Origin of the sequence: Legionella sp. MW5194 (assembly GCF_016864235.1) — a bacterium.
Classification (GTDB): Bacteria; Pseudomonadota; Gammaproteobacteria; order Legionellales; family Legionellaceae; genus Legionella_C.
Genome location: NZ_CP045732.1, coordinates 329,449 through 347,611, shown reverse-complemented (window position 1 = coordinate 347,611; position 18,163 = coordinate 329,449). Strand labels below are relative to the sequence as shown.

The window sequence follows — 18,163 nt, the reverse complement described above, 5'->3', positions numbered from 1 at the left end:
ATCACCTCTATCGTTCATTGATACTGTTCCAACACGTGATCAATTTTTTCAGGATTTAAATTCTCGTGATACTCTTTATTGACCTGCATCATCGGTGCATTAACACAGGCACCGAGGCACTCGACCGAGCGAAGGGTGAAGCGCCCATCAGCCGTTGTTTCACCAAGCTGAATGCCCAATTTGGACTTCAGGTAGTTAACCACTTCCGACGAACCCATCAATTTACAGGAAATATTAGTACACACATTAACCAAATGACGCCCGATGGGCTTGTGCTCATACATGGTGTAAAAGGTGGCAACTTCATAAACGGCAATGGCTGGCATCTCCAGATAATCGGCAACCGCGTCCATTAATTCCGGCGACAAATACCCGTGTTCCTCCTGAACGATGCGCAGGGCACTCATGACGGCGGATTGTTTTTGATCCGCTGGATATTTTGCTATCCATGCATTGATTTCACTGATCCGCTCTGCTGATATCAGTTGACAAAGTATTTTAGCTGAATGCTCAGACATGCTTCTAACCTTAAAAAACGTTTAATCCGATAGCGTCGTGTTACCGATCGATTTCACCGAAAACAATATCCTGACTGGCAAGAATTGCTACTCCATCAGCCAGCATATGGCCTCTGACCATTTCATCATATCCCGCTAAATGGGCAAAACCAGGCGCCCGAATTTTCAATCGGTAAGGTTTATTCGCGCCATCAGAAACCAAATAAATACCAAATTCGCCTTTGGGTGCCTCCACTGTGCTGTAAACCTCACCCCGCGGCAAAGAGAAGCCTTCCGTGTACAGCTTAAAGTGATGAATCAGCGCTTCCATGTCATGTTTCATTTCAACTCGTCGCGGCGGTGTGATCTTGTGATCCTCCAGTCGAACGGGACCCGGATTTTTGCGTAGCCATTCGATGCATTGGCGCATGATGCGGTTGGATTGCCTCAATTCCTCAACCCGCACCAGGTAACGATCGTAACAGTCACCGGTTTTGCCGACCGGGATATCGAAATCGACCTGATCATAAGCAGCATAAGGCTGTTTTTTACGCAAATCCCAGGCTATACCGGAGGCACGCAGCATGGGGCCACTGAACCCCCATTGCAGGGCCTGTTCAGGGGAAACCACACCGATGTCTACCGTGCGTTGTTTCCAGATTCGGTTATCGGTTAATAATGTTTCGTATTCATCAACGCACTTTGGAAAACGCTCAGTAAAAGCCCATAGAAAATCAAGGAGGCTTCCCTGACGATTTTCGTTCATTTTTTCCACTTCCCGCTCCGTGTGCCAGCGCGAGGCTTTGTATTGTGGCATACTGTCAGGAAGATCACGAGCGACTCCGCCAGGCCGGTAGTACTTGGCGTGCATACGGGCACCGGACACCGCTTCGTAACAATCAAACAAATCTTCCCGCTCACGGAAACAGTACAAAAAGACTGTCATGGCACCAATATCCAGGGCACTGGCACCTAACCAGAGCAAATGGTTAAGAACCCGTGTTACTTCATCAAATAAGGTACGGATGTATTGAGCACGCACCGGCGCTTCAATGCCCAGCAATTTTTCAATAGCAAGCACATAGGCATGCTCATTACACATCATGGACACGTAATCAAGCCTGTCCATGTAACCAATGTTTTGCAGGTAGGGTTTTGACTCGGCTAATTTTTCAGTCGCACGGTGCAACAACCCAATGTGTGGATCTGCACGGACAATGGTTTCACCCTCAAGTTCAAGAACCAGACGCAATACACCATGGGCCGCAGGATGCTGGGGGCCAAAGTTAAGCGTATAATTTTTTAGTTCAATCATGGCTCACTCCATGGTTATCAAGATAACGGTTGTCATTGCGTATTACCTTGGGGACCAGGATTCGGGGCTCTATACTGACCGGTTCATACACGACTTTTTGTTGGCGTGCGTCGTAACGCATTTCAACCTCACCAATCAAAGGGAAGTCCTTGCGGAACGGGTGTCCGATGAACCCGTAATCCGTCAGCAGCCGTCTCAGATCAGGATGACCGGAGAATAGAATACCGAATAAATCGTAAGCCTCACGCTCAAACCAGTTGGCTGATTTCCATAGCTCATGGACCGATGGAATAACCAGATTATGCTCATCAAGAAATACTTTTACACGAACGCGTTGATTTTTGACTGTTGAGAGCAGGTGATAAACTACTGCAAAGCGAGGCTTATCAAAGACAAAGGCTCTGGCTTCATGCGCCTCCACGCCACGAGAAAAACCGCTTTCAGTAGCAGCTTCCGTTTCCCAGTCATAGGAACCGTAATCGAGGTAATCCACGGCACAAACATCCATCAGCTGATCGAATGCAAAATGCTCATGTACCTTCAAATGCTCCAAGACCTGCTTTATGTGAGAAGGTTTGCACTCAATCGTAATCTCATGCGTTGCCACATCGACGGAGTCAATCAAATGGGCCAATTCGGTGTTTATTTTTTCGGCCAAGCTAGTCAGTTTAGTCATCGATAGATACCTGTGCTCGTTTATGCTTCTATTACAGGTTTACGCCTGATTTTATTCTGTAACTGGATAATGCCGTAAAGAAGCGCTTCAGCCGTTGGCGGACAGCCCGGTACATATACATCAACCGGTACAATGCGATCACAACCCCGCACGACCGAATAGGAATAATGGTAATACCCCCCGCCGTTGGCACATGAACCCATGGAAATGACCCAGCGGGGCTCAGGCATTTGGTCATAGACCTTACGGAGGGCAGGCGCCATCTTGTTGCACAAGGTACCGGCAACAACCATGACATCGGATTGCCGGGGACTGGGTCTGAAAAGAATCCCAAAGCGGTCCAAATCATAGCGGGCAGCGCCCACATGCATCATTTCTACTGCGCAACAGGCCAGGCCAAACGTCATCGGCCACATTGAACCGCTGCGCGCCCAACCCACCAGCTTCTCAACGGAGGTTGTGACAAAGCCCGTTTTTTGCAATTCTGCAACAGCCATAGCAAGCCTCTAAAATAATATACCTTGGTTTAATAACACGTTGCCGCAGGCCTCAACCCGGGATGAATAAAAAATAATCATTCCCATTCAAGAGCGCCCCGCTTCCATTCGTAGATAAAGCCAATGATCAGCAGGCCGAGAAAGATCATCATTGCTGAGAAACCAAACCAGCCTATCTCACGCAATACCAGGGCCCAGGGGAAGAAAAAAGCAGTTTCCAGATCAAAGATAATAAAGAGTATAGCAACCAGATAAAATCGAACATCGAAAGGAATGTGGGAACTTTCAAACGCATTAAAACCGCACTCATAGGGCGCGTTTTTAGCAGAATTCGGTTGATGTTTGGAAAACAATGACGCGGCAGTAATCATAGCAATGCCTAAAGCCAAGGCTATGATAATAAAAACAAATATTGGTAAGTATTGTGATAGCATCATTCATATCGCTCGGATAAATGGTGCCGAAGGCCGGACTCGAACCGGCACGGCTTACGCCACCGCCCCCTCAAGACGGCGTGTCTACCAATTCCACCACTTCGGCATATTTAGTTATTCTTTTCCGTTTTTACTGCTATCAACCGGCACCGGAATCGCACTATTTGGCGCGCTGATTGGTTGAGGAATGGCTTGTTGTTCTGCCTTTTGGTATTGCGTGGATACCATGTAGGACAGGAACAAACTTGTCACAAAAAATGTCAACGCCAAACCGCCGGTCAATTTGAACAGAAATCCTCCGGTACCCTGGCTGCCGAAAACGGTATTTGATGCGCCTGAACCAAACGCAGCACCAATATCGGCGCCCTTTCCATGCTGTATCAACACCAGTCCAATCAGGACCATGGCGACCAGCACATGAATGATTAAAATTAATTGATACATTTAACAATTTCCACAAACTGTTGTGCATTAAGGGATGCACCACCAATTAAACCACCGTCGACATCCGGCATGGAAAACAACGAGGCTGCATTTTTTCCATTCACACTTCCGCCATAAAGCAGCGGTAATGCAGCAGCGTCTTCCTTGCTGAATTCACTCACTAATTCTCTAATAAACCCATGCATTTCCTGAGCTTGCTCAGGGCTTGCTGTCTGACCAGTGCCTATTGCCCACACGGGTTCATAAGCGATGACCGCATTGTCAAAACAGGCCGAGCTTTTTTTAGCTATGGCTAAAAGCTGACGAGTTAATACGTCTTTTGTTTTTCCTTGCTGGCGCTCTTCTAGCGTCTCGCCCACGCAAAGAATGGGTATCATACCATGATCTTTTACATGGTGGTATTTATCAGCAACAAATTTTTCGCTTTCACCGAAAAGATGTCTTCTTTCCGAATGACCTACCAACACATACCGGCATTGGTAATCGCTAAGCATTGGGCTGGAAAGTTCACCTGTATAAGCACCCGCATTCGCTGGATAAACATTCTGCGCGCCCCAGCCAATGCCACTGCCCTGCAGAAGTTCCTGCACCAGAGGCAAATAAATGGCAGGCGGAATCACCGCACAATCCATGCTGTGGCTTAATACAGGCAGTTGCTGAATGAGGTCTTTAAGCAGCTGGGTAATGGTGGTGACTGTACCATTCATCTTCCAGTTCCCGGCTACAATTTTTTTCCTCATTGCCACTCCAGTTAATAACCGGGGCAATATACCTCAATGTTGTTCGAAATCCTAGTATTTTGCTTGATTTTTATGAATTGCTCCGTTAATTATAGAAATTGAGCTTCTTTTCAGTCCAGGCTGTACTCAGGGATTGACTTATTTGTATTGAGGAGAATCGCATGAAAGAGGAACTCAGAGCCCTGGCAGCTCAACTTCTTACCTCATCACCGAAGAACTTCCTTTCGTTCTATAACCTATTGATCCATTATGATCATTTATTCAATGCAGAGAGCAGCCCACCTGAGGAAGTCAAGGCATTATGGCTGTTTCTTCATGACTTCAGGGACTTGCTGCAACGCTGGAAAGGCAATGCGGACAAGCAGGCAGCAATCGCTGCGATCAATGACGAGAAAAAGCAGAACCAGAGGGAAATCAGGCTGATTAGGGACAACCTCAAGTCCCATAATCTGGAAAGTCGCAAGACAAAAAGCCAGCTGGAAGAACCTTATCAGCAACTCTATGAAATCTATGCCAAACTGCAATACCAGAAAGACCCCATACTGGCTCTGCCAATGTATACCGGTCTTCGCGAACGCGAGGTATTGATCTCAGGACTTGAAGAAACCCTCACCAGGGAATTGAATAACATTAAATTTAACGATCTCAAACTCATTCTTAATAGGAACTGGTTGAGAATCAGCGACATTCAGCGGCAGTTAAAAGAGCTCAATATCACACTGATCTCGTACAATGACATACGCCTTCTGAGGAGCGAGCTGGAGAATATCCAGGGTCAGATTATCGGGCATGAACGGTATCTTCATGAATTTACCCGCTACTCGCAGCGTTTAAAGGAATCGCTATCCCATCAGGAACTTTCAAATACCATCAAACAGTTAAGCGACGAACTTGAAGCATCACAACAAACGCTCAAAATGCTGGATAAAGACATTGAGCAATTCACTCTTCCCGCTGACGTAAAACGGGATCTTGCCTATTTGTTTGATCAAGCACCGGACAAGGAGAACCTGCTCTACATAAAAGGTTGGCAACAAGTCATCAGTACGTCCAGTTTAAATCCATTAGCCTGGATGAACTGGTTAAATAATAAGAACTATGCCCAGAATGTCCAGAGCATGGAGCAGCATTATTCCTACCTTTCGCTTTTACTCAAACGGTACAAACTGCAAGCAGCCATTGAATCACTCAGCAAAAGAAGGGACGATGCGCAAACGATGCTACCTGAAGCCCCTAAGGAAGGGCAGTCTGAGTCTGCACCCGATTCTCTCAATCGGACTATCATTCAGCTTATCCAATCGTATGAGCCGTCCTATTCCAGCGAGAACAGCAGCAGCCTCGAATTAAAGCAGGCGCTTGACAGGCTCAGTCTCGCCGCATCAGGCAACATAGGTCTACTCGGCAAGGGCTTGAAACTGGTCCAGGAGCTATGCGATTTACTTTCGGAAAACACCCGCCTGCGCACTCACAATAACATTATCCATGGCAATGAACTTCAGTTAACGCCGACGCAAATTAAAGAGTTGACGGAGAAAACCCCGGCCCGGAAAGTTCGTATTGAGGAGCTGATTGGGCAAATTAGTCAGTGTAAAGATTATTTAGCTCGAATGCAGCAGGTAACCTTGTCAGACACCCACACAATGAACCTTAATTTACGGGTTATTAAGTTAAAGCGTCGGCAAAAAGAATTGCGGGAGGAGTTAGAGCGCCTGCCGCTACCCCATGAGTTGACCCTTGAACAGAGCCAGCTGGAGACAGCGCTCGAACTGAATCTGAAGCAACTGAAAATCTTATTGCCTGAGCCGGTTAAGGACACAGTCGAAGATGCTATTGAGAATCATCCTTTGCCGCTTAAACAGGAGATTGAGTACCATCATAAACTGGATGTGATGCACCAGAACATTCTGCCGCTGCTTCAGGGTCTGGATCAGGGGTTGATTCACTGGTACCAAAACCTGTATATCGCTCTGCGCTCCCAGGCCAATGACAAAAAGCGTTATTATCAGGCCGCTCAGCTGTTAAGGGATATTCATTTTGAATTGGAATACCCTCATCCGACAACCCCACACGCCGTACTTCTGGCGTATCAAACCCTCACCCCAAACCCGGATAAAGACTGCGCGCTCTTGCTTAAGCTAAAGCCTCCGGTACCGGTGATGGATACAAAGCCCGACGAGGTCAAATTACCCGCCTTAAAAACGCGACTTGACAACCTGTATGCCCATCAGGCCGGACTGCAGAATAAGCATCCGCGAGAAGCTAAATTACTGGAGCAGGCAACCATCAATCTGCATCAGTTGGCCCATGTCGCGGAGGCGAATGAGAAAAGAGAAGACCTCCAGGACATAACGGAATGCCTGGTCGACCCCCGTTATGAAAGCCTGCAAAGGCATCGCGGTTTTTTGAAGATCGTGGAGACGCTTGCTCAGTTTATAACCCAGCTGCTTAGGATGATTTCACCCAGGGCGAATGACCATCGGCATCGCTTTTTCTTTGTACCGACTTGTTCGTCACAGCTGCTGCAAGCCACCCGCCAGGAATTAATCAGCTGCCCCGCTTAGGGCAACGGTTGATTTTTATGCGTGCCCTTTTCAAAGGATACAATTTCATCGCGCAGCCACTGCGCGTGACGTGCGACTTCCTGTTCATCGATGCCTTCCACCATCACCCGAAGCAAAGGTTCAGTCCCTGATGGGCGCAACAGCACGCGCCCATTGTTATTCAACTGGCGGCTGACATTATCAACCAAATGAGTAATGTTTGGATGGCTGGCCAATTCAGAGGCATCGCTGGTCTTAATGTTAATCAGGGTTTGCGGTAACAACTGAATGCCTTCCGTGAGCTCTTTTAGCGATTTATCCTGCTTCACCATACAGGCTAAAACCTGCAAGGACGCAATGATACCATCGCCTGTCGTGGTTTTATCCAGGCAAACAATGTGCCCTGAAGGCTCGCCGCCAATTTTCCAATCCTTTTCTTTCAATGCTTCCAGTACATAGCGGTCGCCAACCTTGGCACGCAGAAACGGAATCCCCATGGTTTCAAGGGCCTTCTGCAATCCAAAATTACTCATCTGCGTACCTACCACGCCCCCTTGCAGCATACCGCGCTGATGCCGTTCCCGGGCAATGATATAAATGATTTGATCCCCATCAACGACATTGCCCTCGGCATCCACCATGATGCAACGATCGCCATCACCATCCAAAGCAATGCCCAGGTCAGCGCGCGATTGCAGGACACGCTGGCGTAATATTTCGGGCGACGTGGAACCGCAATGGGCATTGATATTAAAACCATCCGGCTCATCTCCGATGGCAATCACTTCAGCCCCAAGCTCACTGAACACATTCGGGGCAATGTGGTAGGTAGCGCCATTGGCACAATCAACAACCAGTTTAATTCCCGACAAGCGCGTCATGGAAGGAATGCTGGATTTGCAGAACTCAATGTAACGGCCAGCCGCATCGTTGATGCGTCGTGCTTTTCCCAAATGCCGCGCCTCTGCAGTTTGTAAGGGTTTTTCTATTTCTGTCTCAATGGCAAGCTCCATGGCATCTTCAAATTTACTGCCGTCTGAAGAGAAAAATTTAATGCCGTTGTCCTCAAAAAGATTATGAGACGCACTGATAACAATGCCAGCATTGGCCCTTAGTGTTTGGGTAAGGTAAGCAATTCCGGGCGTAGGCATCGGCCCCAACAGGGCCACATCGACACCCGCCGCCGCCAACCCGGCTTCAAGCGCGGATTCAAGCATGTACCCAGATACCCGCGTGTCTTTGCCGATGATGACTTTTTTACGCTGTTCATTACCCAACACCCGGCCTAAAGCCCATCCCAATTTCAGGATGAACTCAGGATTGACACTGGACAATCCAACCCGTCCCCGAATTCCATCTGTACCAAAGTATTTTCGTTGATTCATCCTTATTACCTCACTCATTCTCTGCCTGTACAATAGCGTCAATCATCGACAAGGCCTGATTGGTTTCATCCACATCGTGGGTTCTGATGATTGCCACTCCCTGCAATCCGGCAAAAACTGCCACAGCAATACTGCCAATCAGCCGATCCTCTACCGCTTTATTCAATACCGCCCCTAGCGTACTTTTACGCGAAGCGCCCAGCAACAGCGGCAATCCATGCCGTTGAAAACGCTGAATATGTTTTGTAAGCCACAAGTTATGCTGAACAGACTTACCGAAACCAAATCCTGGATCAAGAATAAGGTGCTGCGGAGCAATACCCGCCTGGATGCATCGTTCAATGCGGTCAATGAAGAAATCATTGATTTCATCCACTACATCTTTACTATAGTAGGGATTTTCCTGCATGGTTTCCGGTATGCCCTTCATGTGCATCAAACACACTGGAACATTTAACTCTGCTGCCGCCGCCATAGCGCCTTCCTCGGAAAGCGCTTTTATATCATTAATCAAATTGGCACCTGCCGCAACAGCCGCCCGCATAACCTCTGCCTTAGTGGTATCAATCGATAGGCAAATATCGCTTTCCTGACGTATCTTTTCTATTACGGGAAGCACGCGATCCAACTGTTCCTGGATTGACACCGCACGGGCACCCGGTTGCGAAGACTCGCCGCCTAAATCAATCAAATCCGCACCGGCATCCTTCATGACCAAGGCTTGTTGCAATGCAGCGTCCGGATTGAGGTAACGCCCGCCGTCGGCAAAGGAATCCGGGGTAATATTCAACACCCCCATCAGGAGGGGCTTGGCAGAAACAGGGATAGAATAGGTCCTGGCATAATGAGTAAGCCAATTTAAAAACTCGCTGTTATTCACGTTTCTCTCAGGATAGGGGGATGGTAATGAACAGAGCGGGTAACCTTAAAGCGGACTAAAGGCGCTTTAAGGTTACTTCCGGTTAATGTTCTCCCGCAGGATGATCAACCGTTTTTCCATTAATGGGTTTATTGGATTCACCGGTTTCAGGGGAGTTTTTTTCTATGCGTTTGGTTTCATCCCAGTCTTCAGGAGGGGTAGGCTCCTTGCCTGCCATGATTTCACTGATCTGATGGGTATCTATCGTTTCATATTTGATCAAGGCCTCCGCCATGACGTGCAATTTATCCATGGCCGCAACCAGTATGCTTCTGGCACGCTCGTAGTTTCTGTCAATGATTTTTCTTACTTCTTCGTCAATGTGCTCGGCGGTTTTGTCGGATACTTCTTTACGCTGGCTGACGCTGCGCCCCAGGAAGACTTCCCCTTCTTCTTCGCCGAAGGTTAAAGGACCCAAGTCAGACAAGCCCCAACTGGTCACCATCTTACGGGCAATTTCTGTGGCCCTCATGATGTCGTTCGATGCGCCGGTCGTTACGCTTTCAGCACCAAAAATAAGCTCCTCGGCAATTCGACCACCAAACAAGCTGGATAACTGACTTTCCAGACGCCGCTTGCTGTGGCTGTAGCGATCCTGCTCAGGCAGAAACATGGTCACACCCAATGCACGTCCGCGAGGGATAATGGTTACTTTGTAAACGGGATCATGCTCAGGCACGGACAGCCCGACAATCGCATGACCGGCCTCGTGATAAGCCGTCAGTTTTTTCTCGTTTTCATCCATCACCATGGAACGCCGCTCGGCACCCATCATGATTTTGTCTTTGGCTTTGTCCAGTTCAACCAGGCTGACTTTGCGTTTATTGGCGCGAGCTGCAAACAAGGCGGCCTCGTTAACCAGATTGGCTAAGTCGGCTCCGGAGAAGCCCGGCGTACCGCGAGCGATAGGCAGGATCTCCACATGCTTTTCCAACGGAACTTTTTGCAGATGCACTTTGAGGATCTGTTCGCGTCCGCGTATATCAGGTAAAGGAACGACAACCTGTCTATCAAAACGACCAGGTCGAAGCAGGGCTGGATCAAGCACGTCAGGGCGGTTGGTGGCAGAAACCACAATCACTCCTTCATTCCCCTCGAAGCCATCCATTTCCACCAGCAGCTGGTTCAAGGTTTGCTCCCGTTCGTCATGGCCACCGCCAAGTCCTGCACCGCGATGGCGACCGACCGCATCAATCTCGTCAATAAAGATAATACAGGGTGCGTGTTTCTTCGCCTGTTCAAACATATCACGTACACGGGAAGCCCCCACACCCACAAACATTTCCACGAAATCAGAACCTGAAATGGTAAAAAAGGGCACTTTGGCTTCACCGGCAACAGCCTTGGCCAACAGGGTTTTACCCGTTCCCGGGGGACCAACCAGCAATACGCCGCGAGGGATACGACCGCCCAGATTCTGAAACTTGGTTGGGTCCCTTAAGAAATCAACTAATTCCTTCACTTCTTCTTTGGCCTCATCCACCCCCGCAACATCGGCAAACGTCACTTTAACCTGATCTTCACCCAGCAGGCGCGCGCGCGAACGTCCAAACGACATGGCCCCTCGACCGCCGCCACCTTGCATTTGTCGCATAAAAAAGAACCAGACCCCAATCAGCAAAAACATCGGGAACCAGTTAATAAACACATGAACCAGGAAACTTTCCTGTGGTTTTTCCTGGCCGCTGACATCCACCTTGCCTTTCAATAATTCACCGAGCAGGGCATCATCCTGTAGTGGCATGTAGGTTACAAAACGTTGGTTCTTTTTAGTCATGCCCTTGATGACTTTACTGTCTTCAATGGTCACTGAATTGACGTTACCCTGTTCCACTTCTTTAAGGAACTGGCTGTAGGATAATTTTTGAGTGTCAGCGTGCCGTGGCCCAAAATTGCTGAACACTGAAACCAGTACAATAGCAACAATTAGCCACAGAATCAGATTTTTTACCATGTCGTTCAAAGTATTAACCTCAATTGTACGTATTTCTACGTCGTTAGAACGATAAAGTTACTATAAATTATAGCCCTTCGCCAGCAAATAGGTTTCTCGCGAGCGAGAACGTGAGGCCATTGGTTTACGAATAACTACTTTTTCAAATCGGGTGCGGGCCTGTTTAATCAACTCATCAAACCCGGCACCATGAAATATTTTTATCAGCATTGAACCACCCGGCTTAAAGGTCTTGTCGGCAAAATCAAAGGCTAATTCCGCAAGATACATCGCCCGCGGAATATCGACAGCGGCCGTACCGCTCATATTTGGGGCCATATCGGATAAAAGCAAGTCCACACTGCGTTCAGGGATTAAATTCGTTAATTGATGCAGCACGTCATCTTCACGGAAATCACCCTGGATGAAATCGACATCAGGCAAGGCATCCATGGGTAGAATATCCAGGGCAACAATACGTCCATGGCCCTCAAGTTTTTGGCTGACGTATTGAGTCCAGCCGCCCGGGGCGGCACCCAGGTCAACCACCGTCATGCCCGGGCGGAGCAGATGTTCTTTAACATCCACTTCCTTCAATTTATAGACAGCGCGGCTTCGATACCCTTCTGATTGCGCTTTTTTGACATAAACGTCATCAAAATGTTCTTGCAACCATCGCTTACTGCTTTTGGAACGTGGCATACTGAAAAATGAAATGGAAAACTCAGCCTATCATACTTAAATTTACTACCTTTTCCCAGCAAAACGTGCAATAATTCGCCATTTATTTTCTCAGGATCCCCGAGTGAACTCTGCGTTTAAACAGGCCCTAAAAGCCAAAGCCCATCATTTAAAACCCGTCATCTTGATTGGTGCCAAGGGGTTGACCCCTCCCGTTATTGAAGAAACCAGCCACGCCCTTGATGCGCATGAACTGATTAAAGTAAAAATTAATGGCGCTGAAAAGGAAGATCGTGAAGTCATGATTCACGATCTCTGTGACGCCTTGCAGGCCGAACTCATTCAGGTCATTGGCAATACGGCTGTGATTTACCGCAAAAAGGACGATTGAACGCAGCCTCGCAGGACTCTTTCCTAACCCCTTCTCCAGAGAGGAGGACCTTTACACAGTCCCCCGTGGATAGGCTGCGTAAGTCCCCTCTGGTGACATTCCTCGTACTTCGCGAGGAATGCGAGGAGAATAGTTCCGATACCATGAAATCTCTCTTGAAAATGAGAATGATTATCATTTATATTTAATCCATCTTTGTTGATGGAATTCAGACTATGGCACTTGCATACGGTAATTTTCATGATTTAAGTCATCAATTACGCTTCCTGTTATTTGAGGTAGGCATCGGCCTTCCGCAAAGCGCCGTGGATCATTACATCACGGTCGCTCACCGTGACTGCCTGCAGCGTCTTAAACAGGCGGCTAACCTGGAACAACTGGTTTTAGCCCCTCCAAGCCATCATGTTCATGATTGGCTTGATTTATTGAAAGACAGAATGAAACAGACTCACCCGGCCAGCGCCTTTTATCACTGGCAGACCTTGCGTCAGGAACTCAATGAAAGCATCGCCAATGAAGCACTGGCCTTAGCCTATCGTCAACGCTGGCAGGCCGATTTAAAAAGGCAGCTCCATGGCCAAACGTTCTGGAACTGGCTAAATCAACGTGGCACACAAGAGAGCATGGAGCTGCTGGAGCAATGGGGGTGCTCAGGCCATCCTCATCATCCCAATTTTCGTTGTAAAATCGGATTTAACCGTCGCGAAGTCATGCAATATTCGCCAGAATTCAATGCCCGGGTGGCCATCCATTGGGGCGCGTTACGGCGCGATCGGGCTTACGTAAGCCATGGCCGCATGGATTATCAGTCCCTGCTGCAACGTCAGTTTCCCCATGAATATCAACGCTGGCGGGATAATCTCTGCTTTAATCAGATGAATCCAGAAGACTATTACCCATTGCCCATCCATCCCTGGCAATGGCGTAATAAAATTCAGAGCCTGTGTGCTACCCTACTCGATAATAAAGAATTACTTTTAATTCCTTATCATCAACTCACGCGCCCTTCCATGTCTTTTCGCACCATGATGACGCAAGGCGACAAAAGCGGCCATTTAAAGTTGGCAGCCGCGGTGCACACCACCTCGGCGCTGCGAACCGTTTCTCCGGCTTCGGTGGACAACGGCCCTGTCTTATCCTCCTGGATTAAGGAACTACTGCAGAGACACGATGACTATCGAGGGACACTTTTTTTAGCCGGTGACCTCGCTGGAATCAATGTCAATCATGCCGCTATCCCCTCCCATCAACGAAATCAGACCGCGCTACTGCTGCGGGAAAACCCGGTTGCTTTTGTGCAGCATGAAACACAACGCTTAATCCCGCTTGCCGCACTTCTGACCAAATCACCTGCAGAATCCCATCCTTTGCTGCTTGAAATCATTGAAGCCAGTGGTCTGTCGCTGCGTGAGTATTTTACTGTTTACTGCCGCCTGGTGCTTGCCGGCCAACTGCATCTGATGATGCACTACGGCATTGCCATGGAAAGCCACCAGCAAAATACCTTAATCCGTTTTGACGATCACCTGCCTTCAGCCCTGGTTATACGTGACCTTGGGGGAATCCGCCTGGCCACCCACCCGGTTTACGACCACGTCGCCAAACCCCGTTTGCATCCCGACTCAACCTTAGCCAGCCCTCAGCTTGACGTGGTGTGCGATAAATTCATCCATGGCAATCTGCAAAGCAATCTGGCCCATGTGATCGCGGTTCTTCATCAACAGGGTCAGGTTGCAGCCTGTGAATTATGGCACCAGGCAAGTACCGAATTAAAGCGTTTGTTCGCCGAACTGGCTCCCACGGTTTCAGCTGCTCTTGCTGATTGGTATTATCAAAAAATTCTAGTCAGGCCATGGCCACATAAAAGCCTGTTATCCATGCGGCTGCAAGGAAACCAGGATGACTTGTTTACCTTTGTCGCCAACCCATTGAGTTCATTCTCATGAGCAAGCGTTTAGAATGGATCCTTCTCGTAAGCCAGTTCGTTATGCTGCTTGCGATGGAAATGACAAACCCGTTTCTTCCCCTGCTGGTTGCAAGCCAATCCAGTTCCCTTAAAGCCGCCGTTATTTACAGCACCTTGGCTCTGGCACTGCCCATGGTAGCCAACATTATCATGGGGCCTTTGTGGGGTCGGCTGGCGGATCGCTGGGGATACAAACGGATGTTAATGCGGGCGGCCTGGGCCCTGGTTTTCTGTCAGGGTTTGATGCTTGCTGCCAATTCGGCTTCAGCCATCCTCATTGTCCGTGTTATTCAAGGCGGCTTTGCGGGATTCATTGTCGCCATGCAGACCTATGCCCTATCCCTCTGCGACTGGCACCGTAAAAGCCGGCAATTGGCGCGTCTGCAATCCGCCAAAGCCGTCGCCACCACCATCGCAGGCCTTGTTGGCGGTTTATGCCTGACGTACACCGGTTATCGCGGTCTCTACAGTACTGCCTTGCTGCTCAGTCTGATGACGGCACTGGTCATGCAAAAGCAGTTGCCGGACTCAGGCTGCCAACAGGTCAATTTCCCCCTGAAAAAAGGCGCGCCGTTCATCTCCTTAAGACTTTTTACCAGCGTCATTGGTCTATTGATTCTATTGACTCAAATGGCCAAATGTTTAACTGATCCCGTCTTTTCGGTGGCGATTGCCCGCTTGCTTAACGCGGATGCCGTGTTCATCGGCCTGCTTTATTCTCTCCCTGCCGTGTCAATGCTTCTGGTTTCGGAGTGGTGCGGGCGGCAATTTGATCAATGCCGTCTACACCCGGAACGGATTAAATATTATTTATTAGGCTTTTCCTTATTGGGTGCACTCACCCTGCTGGCACAGGGTTTGTTTATTAACCGGTTCAGCCTGATTAGTCTGCGTCTTCTTTGGGGCGTGGTGCTTGCAGCACTTTTACCTGCCTTGTTTACCCTAATCAGTGACAGGCATCCACAACAGGGCTATGCCCTGGGCGTGGCCAACTCGTTAGCCAAACTCGGTAATTTAACGGGTCTTTGCCTTGGTGGGTATCTGGCTGGGTTTATGTCCCTTGCGCAATTGTTTTTAGTGGTTGCCGCGCTTTATGCCGTGATGGCCTTGATTGCCTCGGCCGTGCTGCTGCCGCACCGATCTCCACTCCAGTCCGCTGTTGAGGTGCCATGATGAGAAAATCAGCCTGGATCATGATTTTATTGACCTGGTTCCTGGGCAATATGAGCATCCATTTTATAACCCCGGCATTGCCGCAACTGGCTGCTTTTTTTAACGTGTCCCCACGGGTCGCCCAATTAACCATCAGTTTTTTTTTAGCCGGTAAAGCGGTCAGCATGCTATTATGGAGCCAACTGTCAGAGCGCTTTGGCCGTAAGCCTATCTTTATCTCAGGCCTATTACTTTACACCCTCAGTAACTGGCTTTGTTCATTCAGTCATTCCGCGCTTTTTTTCCTTTCGTGCCGTTTTATTCAGGGCGTTGCGGTAGGCGCCACCTTGCTCATGGGTCGGGCGATGGTGAATGACACCCATGATGAACAAAAAGCTACCCGGCAATTTGCTTTTTTATTTTCGTTAGCCGGTTTGTTTATCTGCTTTCTGCCTTTTATAGGCGGGCGTATCCATCAGTATTGGCCCTGGCAGACTGCCATGCTCATCATGGCCGCTTATGGATTATTGTTGTTATGCCTTACTGCCCGCATCGACGAAACCCACACTGCACCAAGCGGTGCTTTGACGTTGCGGCAAACAATTAACCTGGTTTTTCACAACGCCCTGTTTGTGCGTTACCTGCTTGTATCGGCTTTTATGATGGCCGGCGAATCGGCATTTAATACCAGCGCGTCCTTTATTTTAATCCAGGGCGGGGGATTGAGCGTCAGCCAGTATGGCACCATTAAAACACTCATGGCCATCATGCACTTGCTGGGAACAGGGGCTTGCGGCTGGCTTATCCGTTATTTCAGTAGCGCCCAACTGGTGATGCTGGGCGTGCGTTTTTTTGCTGCCAGCGCCTTGCTGATGGTTTTCTTTTCATGGATGGATGCCAGCCTCGGATTTCTCTTCATTTTACCCATGATGGTGTATTATTTCGGCACAGGTTTTATCGTCGCATCGAGCACCGCCGCGTCGGTACGTCCTTTTCCGCGGCACATGGCCACCGCACTGGCATTGACCCTGTTCTGTCAGTTTGCGTGTTCCGCGCTATTCAGTTTAATCAGCAGCCTGCTCAGTATTCAGCGTGTTGTGCCGTTTATGTGCCTGATGAGCTTGATTGGGATTTGCAGTTTAATAACAGGCTCCGGTCTTTCGCCTAACAAATCACCTTCGCAACAAGGTGACAGTCGCGGCAGGATTGTATAAACTTGAGGGCGATAATAGAATCGTGGCAGCAAGGCGCAGCCTTGCTTTTGCTGGCCAAAAACAAAAGGTCAATAAATTATTGTGTCTCACCCGATACTAAAACATATTCCTAATGCATTGACCGTATTACGGCTGATATTGATTATTCCTTTTTTGGTTTATCTTTATCGTAAAAATTACCCGATAGCCTTTTACGTGTTCATGCTTGCCGGATTTACCGATGGCTTTGACGGCTGGCTGGCGAGGCATTTCAGCTGGCAGAGCCTTTTGGGCTCGTTCATTGATCCACTGGCGGATAAACTATTAATTGCCTCCAGCTTTATTTCCTTAGCCTTGATTGGGCAACTGCCCTGGTGGTTGGTTATTCTGGTTTTTTTACGGGATTTCACTATTTCGATGGGCGTCTTGGCCTGGTATTTGTTTGTGCAGCGTCAGTTGGATTTTGAGCCTACCGGACTCAGTAAAATCAACACCACTTTACAGCTGGCATTGGTTACTGTTTGTCTTTTCGAGCTGGCTTTTTTTCCCATTACTGATTATTTAATTCAGACCTTAATCATCCTGACTGCCATAACTACAACAGCCACTTACATTCATTATGTCTGGACCTGGAGTAGGAAAGCCTGTATTGCCAACCGTTCGCCTCAATGAATAATCAGCAGTTAGCCTTAGCCATTCAATTAAATCACCAAGCCAATTTAACAACCTTTTGCTGGGGTGAGGAAAACCGTTTAATCAGGCAGCAGATTGAAGCCATGTTAAACGGCAAAGGGGAACGCTTTCTCTACCTCTGGGGAGCGAAGGGATGCGGTAAATCCCATTTGCTGCAAGCCTGTTGTCAATTGCATTCTCAGGCTATCTATCTTCCATTGGATGTCTTAAAAGAATGGGGGCCAGCCAGTATTGAAGGCATGGCAGACCATGATTTAATCGCCTTGGATAATATTGATGCGATAGCCGGGGATGCGGCCTGGGAAGAAGCCTTGTTTCATCTTTACAATCAGGTTCGCGATCGAACGGAAGCAACGCTATTAATCAGCGGACAGCACCCTCCAGCATCGTCCCCCATTCAATTGCCCGATTTGCGTTCACGCCTTGCCTGGGGATTGGTGCTGCAGCTTAGGGAATTAAATGATGAATTGAAAATCAGCGCTTTGCAACAACAGGCCGAGAAGCGGGGATTTCACTTAAACAGCAGCGTTGCGCTTTTTTTGATTAATCGCTGCGGACGTAACATGCATGAATTACAACGCATCCTGGATAAACTCGATGAAGCATCGTTGGCCGCACAAAGACGAATTACTGTCCCTTTCGTAAAAAAAATACTCGGCGTTTGACTTTTTTGAAGAGGCATTACTATAGTAAATCCTTTATGTCTT

18 protein-coding genes and 1 tRNA gene are annotated in these 18,163 nt (G+C 48.4%); 7 read left to right on the top strand and 12 right to left on the bottom strand.

Annotated elements, in window-relative coordinates; translation table 11 throughout:
- Window positions 1-14: 14 nt before the first annotated feature.
- From nuoE to tpiA, 8 genes are all read right to left on the bottom strand, one after another.
- Entirely contained in the window at window positions 15-518 is a 504-nt protein-coding gene (gene nuoE / locus GH742_RS01620; protein WP_203455869.1) for an NADH-quinone oxidoreductase subunit NuoE, read from the bottom strand.
- A gap of 40 nt (window positions 519-558) precedes the next feature.
- Window positions 559-1,812, bottom strand: a complete 1,254-nt coding sequence (locus tag GH742_RS01615; RefSeq protein ID WP_203455868.1) for an NADH-quinone oxidoreductase subunit D — start codon at window positions 1,810-1,812, stop codon at window positions 559-561.
- Entirely contained in the window at window positions 1,805-2,488 is a 684-nt protein-coding gene (locus GH742_RS01610) for an NADH-quinone oxidoreductase subunit C (RefSeq protein ID WP_203455867.1), read from the bottom strand. The genes GH742_RS01615 and GH742_RS01610 overlap by 8 nt, the downstream gene beginning before the upstream one ends.
- Window positions 2,489-2,508: 20 nt before the next feature.
- Entirely contained in the window at window positions 2,509-2,985 is a 477-nt protein-coding gene (locus GH742_RS01605; protein ID WP_203455866.1) for an NADH-quinone oxidoreductase subunit B family protein, read from the bottom strand.
- Between the two features lie 77 nt (window positions 2,986-3,062).
- Complete coding sequence (locus tag GH742_RS01600; protein WP_203456810.1) at window positions 3,063-3,419, bottom strand: NADH-quinone oxidoreductase subunit A; 357 nt, start codon at window positions 3,417-3,419, stop codon at window positions 3,063-3,065.
- 21 nt (window positions 3,420-3,440) lie between these two features.
- Window positions 3,441-3,525, bottom strand: a tRNA-Leu gene (locus GH742_RS01595).
- A gap of 8 nt (window positions 3,526-3,533) precedes the next feature.
- Complete coding sequence (gene secG / locus GH742_RS01590) at window positions 3,534-3,863, bottom strand: preprotein translocase subunit SecG (protein WP_203455865.1); 330 nt, start codon at window positions 3,861-3,863, stop codon at window positions 3,534-3,536.
- The gene (tpiA, locus tag GH742_RS01585) at window positions 3,851-4,603 is read right to left on the bottom strand and encodes a triose-phosphate isomerase (protein WP_203455864.1); all 753 of its coding nucleotides are present in this window, start codon (window positions 4,601-4,603) and stop codon (window positions 3,851-3,853) included. Before tpiA ends, secG begins: the two co-directional genes overlap by 13 nt.
- 161 nt (window positions 4,604-4,764) lie before the next feature.
- Here tpiA and GH742_RS01580 point away from each other — a divergent pair, with 161 nt between their 5' ends.
- Window positions 4,765-7,164 carry a hypothetical protein gene (locus GH742_RS01580; RefSeq protein ID WP_203455863.1) on the top strand — a complete coding sequence of 800 codons (2,400 nt, stop codon included), beginning with the start codon at window positions 4,765-4,767 and terminating at the stop codon, window positions 7,162-7,164.
- On the opposite strand, the gene glmM is transcribed toward GH742_RS01580, so the two are convergent.
- The 4 genes from glmM to rlmE form a co-directional block, all read right to left on the bottom strand.
- Entirely contained in the window at window positions 7,161-8,528 is a 1,368-nt protein-coding gene (gene glmM / locus GH742_RS01575) for a phosphoglucosamine mutase (RefSeq protein ID WP_203455862.1), read from the bottom strand. The two genes, GH742_RS01580 and glmM, sit on opposite strands and share 4 nt — an antisense overlap.
- Before the next feature lie 10 nt (window positions 8,529-8,538).
- Window positions 8,539-9,408, bottom strand: coding sequence for a dihydropteroate synthase (gene folP, locus GH742_RS01570; RefSeq protein ID WP_239005246.1), 870 nt, complete (start codon window positions 9,406-9,408; stop codon window positions 8,539-8,541).
- An 82-nt stretch (window positions 9,409-9,490) separates the two neighbouring features.
- Entirely contained in the window at window positions 9,491-11,401 is a 1,911-nt protein-coding gene (ftsH, locus tag GH742_RS01565) for an ATP-dependent zinc metalloprotease FtsH (protein ID WP_203455861.1), read from the bottom strand.
- A gap of 60 nt (window positions 11,402-11,461) precedes the next feature.
- The gene (gene rlmE, locus GH742_RS01560) at window positions 11,462-12,082 is read right to left on the bottom strand and encodes a 23S rRNA (uridine(2552)-2'-O)-methyltransferase RlmE (protein ID WP_203455860.1); all 621 of its coding nucleotides are present in this window, start codon (window positions 12,080-12,082) and stop codon (window positions 11,462-11,464) included.
- A gap of 103 nt (window positions 12,083-12,185) precedes the next feature.
- Between rlmE and yhbY the strand changes: the two genes are divergently transcribed.
- The 6 genes from yhbY (at window position 12,186) to hda (ending at window position 18,121) form a co-directional block, all read left to right on the top strand.
- Entirely contained in the window at window positions 12,186-12,452 is a 267-nt protein-coding gene (gene yhbY / locus GH742_RS01555) for a ribosome assembly RNA-binding protein YhbY (RefSeq protein WP_203455859.1), read from the top strand.
- A gap of 215 nt (window positions 12,453-12,667) precedes the next feature.
- Window positions 12,668-14,398, top strand: a complete 1,731-nt coding sequence (locus GH742_RS01550) for an IucA/IucC family siderophore biosynthesis protein (protein WP_203455858.1) — start codon at window positions 12,668-12,670, stop codon at window positions 14,396-14,398.
- On the top strand, window positions 14,395-15,591 hold the full coding sequence (locus tag GH742_RS01545; RefSeq protein ID WP_203455857.1) for an MFS transporter: 1,197 nt from the start codon (window positions 14,395-14,397) through the stop codon (window positions 15,589-15,591). The genes GH742_RS01550 and GH742_RS01545 overlap by 4 nt, the downstream gene beginning before the upstream one ends.
- Window positions 15,588-16,784 carry an MFS transporter gene (locus GH742_RS01540; protein ID WP_304607784.1) on the top strand — a complete coding sequence of 399 codons (1,197 nt, stop codon included), beginning with the start codon at window positions 15,588-15,590 and terminating at the stop codon, window positions 16,782-16,784. Before GH742_RS01545 ends, GH742_RS01540 begins: the two co-directional genes overlap by 4 nt.
- Before the next feature lie 81 nt (window positions 16,785-16,865).
- Window positions 16,866-17,435, top strand: coding sequence for a CDP-alcohol phosphatidyltransferase family protein (locus GH742_RS01535; protein ID WP_239005245.1), 570 nt, complete (start codon window positions 16,866-16,868; stop codon window positions 17,433-17,435).
- Window positions 17,432-18,121 (top strand): DnaA regulatory inactivator Hda, encoded by a 690-nt coding sequence (gene hda, locus GH742_RS01530; RefSeq protein WP_203455856.1) that lies wholly within the window; start codon window positions 17,432-17,434, stop codon window positions 18,119-18,121. Before GH742_RS01535 ends, hda begins: the two co-directional genes overlap by 4 nt.
- The last annotated feature ends 42 nt before the right edge of the window (window positions 18,122-18,163 follow it).